Source organism: Acinetobacter sp. ACIN00229, assembly GCF_016106645.1.
Lineage (GTDB): Bacteria > Pseudomonadota > Gammaproteobacteria > Pseudomonadales > Moraxellaceae > Acinetobacter > Acinetobacter oleivorans.
The window spans coordinates 52,827-60,200 of sequence record NZ_JADWOM010000020.1 but is presented as its reverse complement, the minus strand read 5'-3'; the positions used below and the strand labels follow the sequence as shown (position 1 = coordinate 60,200).

Here is a 7,374-nt window from a genome sequence, read left to right as displayed (position 1 = left end):
ATATGATATATAATTAAATATTTAATAAATATGTAATTTATTATTTTACCTCTAATATTTATATTGCAAAATTACTACAGAGGAATAAGATACCAATTTTATTTAAAATGTGACTAATTTAACTTTATCAGAAATAAATTAAAAATTAATTACGCTTTATTTATTAAAAATTATTACGCAACGCAAATATATTGAAACCCATCACACTTTTTCAATATATTGAGGCGTGAAATATATTTTTATAACTACAATTTAAATATGTACGATTTTTTAAGACTGAACAATATCTATTAGAAATATGAACTAGAGAAAAGAGTAGCAATGTTTAAACGCGACATCTTTAAAAATTATTTAAAAGAAGTGCACTATTTGAGATAGAAGCATAATGCATATTTATCTAGCTTTAGAGTTATAGAAGTTTGGTCGTAGACTTATTTGCAGGCAGACAACATTTAGTTAAGTTCTATAACTATCTGAATAAAGAAATATTCATTTTAGCGACATCGTTATCAAGCTTATTTCGGCCATGTACTAAAGCTTCAAGCTGGATTCCAGCAGGTACTAAAATAGCTGATTGTATATTTTTGCATTTTAGAAGTTATGTTTGCCTGAAGTAACTGTTGATAAAACAACAGTGGCATTGAAAAATGATGAAATATAAACATTTCCAATCCTGCTATTTTTGCTTAAACAATTGAAAATAAATAATAAATTAAATTGGCATAAAAGCTGCTCAATGCAAGTGATGAAAGTGGAATTATCCTAAGGAATCCGTATGTCACTTGTAGTAGATAAAAAAGAAAATTCTAAAGAATTTGTAAAAAACATCCTGTCTGAAATTTGGGTCACTCGATGTCCAGTACCTACAGCAACAGGTATTTCATTAAAACGCGGTACTTTAGTTAAAAAGTTTGAAAAGCACGGCATTGATGTTGCCGTCTTGCAAGATGCGCGTAAAGGTTTATCGGTTCATCATTTTGATCACCAATTGCCAGCTTTGTTCCGAGAAGGTGGAAATGTACCTGCATTAGCTGCACGCTCTGAAGGCGCGCCAAGCCGACTCATTGGATTGACTTGGATTGATGAGTGGCAAGTCATTATTGTGCGACCTGATTCTGATATTAGCCATCCAGAGCATTTAAAAAATGTGAAAGTTGCTTTACCAGAATACGCTGACAAACGTGCTGGCAGTATTTTTAGAGCTATGTCATTGCAAGGTATTCGTGGTGCTTTACAACTTGCCAATCTCACTTTCAGAGATGTGAATTTTATTGAAGTACCTGAGCGTGCAGGATCTAAAGAGAATCGTGATGCGAGTACGTATTGGTCAGGTCTAGACGCATTAATTACAGGTGAAGTTGATGCTGTGTATGTAAAGGGAGCATCTGCTGTTGAAGCTGCAACTAAACGCGGCCTTAAAGTTGGGATTGATTTAGATAAATTTGAAGATGTGACTTCTCGTGTTAATAACGGTACACCTCGTCCCATTACGGTCCATGAAGATTTATTAGAAGATCACTTTGATGTGGTGGTCGATTTTCTTGAAGAATTGTTTGATACAGCCGATTGGGCACAAGATCACTTAGATGAGGTCTTGGTCATTTTAGAAGATGAAACGATTGCAGGGGCAGAGAGTGTTGCGACAGCCTATCGAAATAATTTTCATAAGTCTTTACATCCGTCATTAAGTGAAGAGCGTTTAGAGCTTTTAAAACAACAAAAAGATTTTCTTTGGTTGCATGGCTTCTTAGAGCGCGATGTCGATATTGAAACATGGGTTGATCATCGTCCTTTACTCGAAGTTTTAAAACGTCGTCAAAATAAAAAATTTTAAAGAGGATTTGATCATGACAACACTTATTCAAACGCCATTGTCTCGTGAACTCAATGACTTTATCGAATTGAATCGTGAAAAAGCGGAATTTGCTTTTGAAGTCTTCCGTGAAACAAGAACAATTACTGCAAACGGAACCGTTAATTTTGTTGAGCGTGGACCTGAAAATACCTTAGTCACTTTTAACTATGCAGGACCGTGGTCTAAAGATAAAAAAAGCAAAGTATTGGTGGAGACAATTGATGGTGAAGTTTTATTGGGAAGAAAAAGTGCAGGTGGCCGCTATAACAAGCTTTTTAAAGAGCATGCAGATGTCACCACAATATCTCATGTACATGCGCCGAATTTAGGCGCTTGGGCTCAAACCCATCGCACTTTACCGATTCGTTATGTGCCTGTTCAACGCTTTCATTTGTTTAAAGAGTTGCCGATTTATATTGATCGCCGTCAAGCTGAAGTGGATTTTATTTTAGATCAGCTCAAAGTTGATATTGAACATCGGGCCATCTTAGAAGCCAATGGCGGAGCGACTGTATGGGGACGCCAAGGACTACAGGAAACTGCTGAATTTATTTTATTGCTTGAAGAAGGTGCTCAAATTCAGCTGCTCGCTGAATTAGTCGGTGGCAGCCGAGAATACGGGCAAGGGGTTTTACATCAGCAATGGAAAATGAGCGGATTGACTGAAAAAGCAAAATCGCTGGGCTTACTTCCCCTGAATTAGATAAAGATTTAAAAAATAAAGATCGAGAATACTATGGCTGTAAAACTTTTATGGTATCTCACTTCTCCAGATGGACCATATCCTTGGTTGGAATCTGGGCGGTGGGATACCGATTATGAACACTTGCAACAGATTGCGATTACCGCAGATCGACTTGGTTTTTACGGTTCACTCATGGGTACAAGTGAGTATGAGACACTTGCTGTTGCTGCAAGTTTAATTCCATTTACTGAACGTTTAAAGTTTCTGGTTGCCCAACATCCCGGAGAAGTCCAGCCAGCAATTTTGGCAAAATATGCGCAAACTTTTGATGCATTTTCTAAAGGGCGTTTGTTATTTAATGTCGTTAATGGAAATGATAAGGGTTTGGCAGCTTTAGGCATTCACTATACTCATGATGAACGTTATGACTTTAGTAAAGAATACTGGAATGCATTTCAACAAAACTACTTAGGTGATACCTCTGGATTTGAGGGCGAGTTTATTAAAATTGCTCCACGCTCAGAGGGCGGATCGCCAATGTCCAAATGGCGTGGTCCAACTCAAAAACAAGGTGTTCCTTTGTGGGGAGCAGGAACTTCTGCCAAAGGCGTTCAGCATTCTGTTGAATTATTAGATGTATATTTGAGTTTTGCGAATACACCGCCGTTACTTGGAGAAAAGTTTAGCAAGGTTGCGGCTGAGGCAGCAAAAATTGGCCGAACTTTAGAATTTGGTACTCGATTACAAATTATTGTTCGGGAAACAGAAGAAGAGGCTTGGCAATATGCTCAGTCGTTACTTGACAAGATTGATGTAAATTATGCAATTGAAGCTGTTAAACGACAGCTTCCTCCAAATGAAAGTTTTGAGAGTTATCAAAGCAACAACCCATCTATTCAAAAGAACTTAGAACAATTACGTCGAGGTGTTTTGCCTCAAGCTAAAGATTTTGAAATTTATCCTAATGTTTGGACTGGTCCATCTTTATTTGGTTTCGATATTTTAAACCCAGCCGCAGGAACTGCCTTAGTTGGTAGTGCTGAAAATATTGCCAAACGGATTAAAGAATACGAAAGCTATGGTGTATCAGCCTTTATCTTGTCTGGGTTTCCGTTAATTGGAGAAGCCTATCGGGTAGCAGATTTATTGTTCCCATTATTAGAGCTAGATCATGGTTTTGAGTTACCTAAGCTCAATAGAAATTCATCCATTGATTCCCTCTTGAATCAAGAAGTCGTGGTTTAAGGGAGAAGGCATGAATAAAATTACACGTAGAGAACTCATTAAACAGACGGGATTAGGTGTTGGCGCTTTTGCTGCAATTAGCCTTATAGGATGTTCTAAGCCCGACTCTTCATCGTCTGAAAGCGCTACTGCCGCTTCACCTCAAAATGATACGCCGAAAAAAGGTGGTGTTATCAAAATTGGAGTGATCAATGGTAACCAAGCAGGCAATTTAGATGCACATAAACCTATTGGTATGTCCAGTGCGTTTAGAGGCTGGCCTTTATATGCAAAGTTATGGGAATGGGGAAGAGATATTCAGCCAAAACTTGCCCTTGCTGAATTTGCTGAACCCAATAATGATGGAACGAAATGGACCATTCGTCTAAAAAAAGGACTCGAATTTCACCACGGTAAAACCATTACAGCCGATGATGTTATTTTCTCTTTACGGCGATTAACCGACCCCAAACTTGCCTCACCATTTGCAGCTTATCTTTACTCTTTGCAAAGAGATGCAATTAAAAAGCGCGATGAATACACCGTTGAAATTCCTTTTTCTCAAGGAAAGGGATTGGTTGCTTTACCAGAAGCATGGATGAGCTGGGGTGGTATTGTTCCTACAGACTACGACCCAGTTAAAAATGTAGTTGGTGCTGGTCCCTTTAAGCTTGAAAGTTTTACACCTGGTCAGCGTTCACGTTTCGTACGTTTTGAAAATTACTGGAAAGAAAATCAACCATATGCTGATGCAATTGAAATTATTGATTTTAAGGATCAGACAGGACGTCTTGCTGCTTTGCAATCTGGTCAAATTGATATTGCATCTGGAGTAAGTGCTGAGCATATTGCTTTAATTCAATCTAATAAACGGCTAAATCTCGTTTCATCGGAAACCGATGCTTGGCAATCATTTGATATGAATACGTCTAAAGCGCCGTTCAATGATCCTCGGGTACGACAAGCTTTTAGACTGATTGCTAATAGAGACGATTTGGTCAAACGGGCTTTAGCTGGGCAAGGACGAGTTGCAAATGACCTTTATTCGTTTAGCGATCCTGTATATGACCACAGTATTGCTCAGCGCAAGCAAGATTTAAATAAAGCAAAATCGCTACTCAAAGAAGCTGGTTTTAATAACAGTTTAACAGTCGATTTATATACAGGCCCAGACAGCAATGCCGCATTAGTTTTTGCTCAACATGCTGCTCAGGCCGGTGTCATTGTTAATGTTAAACAGGTTGAGGCTGCTACTTTTGCGGAGGCAGTAAAACAAGATTGGGCATTTAGTACAGGCTCGAACGTTTCACGTCCTTTCTTATTAACAGTCTTGCAAATTGATGGGCCAGGTGCGGCAAATAATAAAACTCGTTTTAAGAATGAGCGTTTTACGGAACTAGTGCATGCAGCATTGCAACAACCCGATTTGGAAAAACGAAAAGTTCTTGTTCATGAAGCACAGCATATTCAGCATGAGCAAGGTGGTTTACTCATTTGGGGCTTTAATAATGTCCTTGATGCACATTCGAACCAAATTGGTGGTGTAACGCCTGATCGCACTGGTTTTGCTGCGTGGCGTACAGATGAATTCTGGCGTAGAGGGTAACCGATATGACAATTCAATCCAGCAAAATAGAAGCATCTATTCAACAACCAACAATTGCCAAGTCATTTGAATTTCCTGCATGGTTACCTTGGTTTTTGACACGTTTGGTGTCAGGGGTATTGGTTGTATTTGTTATTAGTCTCATTGTTTTTATTGCGACACAAGCTCTTCCATCTGACCCGGCTCGTGTCATTTTAGGACCAGAAGCACCTGAAGCGACGGTACAAATACTTCGTGAACAATTGGGATTAAATGATCCGATATTGCTTCAATACTGGCATTGGTTGAGTCAATTGTTGCAAGGTAATTTTGGACGCTCGATTGATTCCAATGTGCCTGTTTTAGAAATTATTCAGAATTATTTTGGTAATACAGTTGCACTCACGAGCCTCGTGATTGTCGTTACTGTACCGATTTCAGTCGTGTTAGGTGTGTGGCTCTCGCTTCATCGCGATAGCAAACTCGATCGTATTATTGTCTCTAGCTCTATTGTGTTTAAAGCGGTACCAGGGTTTGTTATTGCGATTTGGTTAATGATGTTTTTTTCAACATCGGTTTTACATATATTACCAGCGGCATCGTTGCTGATTCCTAATGAGTCGCCTTATAGCCAGCTAGAATTTTTAATTTTACCAATTTTAACTTTAGCTTTATCACTCATTCCATATCTGATGCGTTTAGTACGTGGTTCCATGATTGATGCCCTAGAGTCAGAATATGTAACCTCTGCGCGACTGCGAGGTATTCCTGAGCGCCGGATTATTTGGAAACATGTTTTACCTAATGCATTGGTTCCTGTGGTGCAGGGTACAGCATTGACCATACGAGTTCTATTGAGTGGTGCGCTCATTATTGAGGTGGTTTTCAGTTATCCCGGTATTGGTAATGCGCTCAATGCAGCAATCGAAATGAGGGATATCCCGACCATTCAAGCAATCGTTTTATTGCTCACCATTTGTGTGGTGGTTGTTAATTTAATTGCAGATTTAATCACGACTTTACTCACACCAAAAATACGAACTGCAAAAAGACATAAAGCACGTTCGCCAGGCCGACGTCAGGCATTACGTTTATGGAAGTCTGGCCGACCAATTACGGTAAAACCTGTCGATCGTCGCAATGCTTTAAAGAATATTCAGCAAGGAGGTGGGAAATGAGCTCACTTCATTGGTACCAAAGAAACTTTTTTCAAACATTAATTCGTGAAAGACAAGTACGTTTTGGATTTGTAGTCACTGCTTTAGTTTTAGTTTTCGCACTGGTTGGACCGTTATTTGTTGCATTTGAACCCACGGCATTGGTTGGTATGACTTATGGACCACCCGAGGGAAAATCATTTTTAGGTTATGACTATATTGGTCATGATGTTTGGTCACGTGTACTTGCTGGCGGTGCTTCAATTATCTGGATGACGCTGGCTGCCAGTTTGGTCGCATTAGTGATTGGTTCTAGTTTAGGCATATTAGCTGCTTTTGCCCGAAATAAGATTGATCAGTTCGTGACTTGGCTGACTGATGTTTTTATGGCCTTTCCCGATCTTATTTTGGTCTTACTTATTGTTTCGATGTTAGGTCGACAGCCTTGGCTCATCGTTTTAACGGTTTCAATTGCTTTTATTCCTGGAGTCGTACGTCTTGCACGAAGCGTTGCACTTAATTTAGTGGAACAGGAATATATCGAAGCTGCCCGAATTCTTGGTTATTCAAAAACCTATATTTTATTTCGTGAAATTTTACCCAATATGTTGACGCCTTTACTTATTCATCTTGGGGTGATGCTGACATGGGCTGTGGGCATGTTATCAGGTTTGGCTTTTCTTGGTTATGGTGTGGCACCTCCAGCAGCAGATTGGGGGCTCATGATTAATGAAAATCGCGCTGGTTTATTAGTTCAACCATGGGCCGTGTTTGCTCCTGTCATTTTAATTGCTTTGTTTGCACTCGGAACGAATGTATTGGCAGAAGGCGTTGGACGTGCAGCAGCCCGGATTGAGGAAAAATAAAC

The 7,374-nt window shown here is 39.3% G+C and carries 6 protein-coding genes; all 6 read left to right on the top strand.

Annotated elements, in window-relative coordinates:
- The first annotated feature begins 775 nt into the window (after window positions 1–775).
- The 6 genes from I7H67_RS16695 to I7H67_RS16670 are packed head-to-tail and all read left to right on the top strand — an operon-like array spanning window position 776 to window position 7,372.
- The gene (locus I7H67_RS16695; protein WP_198308374.1) at window positions 776–1,834 is read left to right on the top strand and encodes an ABC transporter substrate-binding protein; all 1,059 of its coding nucleotides are present in this window, start codon (window positions 776–778) and stop codon (window positions 1,832–1,834) included.
- Between the two features lie 13 nt (window positions 1,835–1,847).
- A complete protein-coding gene (locus tag I7H67_RS16690; RefSeq protein WP_000209266.1) occupies window positions 1,848–2,558 on the top strand; it encodes a class II aldolase/adducin family protein in 711 nt (236 codons plus the stop codon).
- A 33-nt stretch (window positions 2,559–2,591) separates the two neighbouring features.
- On the top strand, window positions 2,592–3,785 hold the full coding sequence (locus I7H67_RS16685; protein ID WP_198308373.1) for an LLM class flavin-dependent oxidoreductase: 1,194 nt from the start codon (window positions 2,592–2,594) through the stop codon (window positions 3,783–3,785).
- 10 nt (window positions 3,786–3,795) lie between these two features.
- Window positions 3,796–5,370 carry an ABC transporter substrate-binding protein gene (locus I7H67_RS16680; RefSeq protein ID WP_198308372.1) on the top strand — a complete coding sequence of 525 codons (1,575 nt, stop codon included), beginning with the start codon at window positions 3,796–3,798 and terminating at the stop codon, window positions 5,368–5,370.
- 5 nt (window positions 5,371–5,375) lie between these two features.
- Complete coding sequence (locus I7H67_RS16675) at window positions 5,376–6,527, top strand: ABC transporter permease (RefSeq protein ID WP_103236519.1); 1,152 nt, start codon at window positions 5,376–5,378, stop codon at window positions 6,525–6,527.
- Window positions 6,524–7,372: an ABC transporter permease gene (locus I7H67_RS16670; protein WP_198308371.1), complete on the top strand. Its 849-nt coding sequence runs from the start codon at window positions 6,524–6,526 to the stop codon at window positions 7,370–7,372. The genes I7H67_RS16675 and I7H67_RS16670 overlap by 4 nt, the downstream gene beginning before the upstream one ends.
- Window positions 7,373–7,374 lie beyond the last annotated feature (2 nt).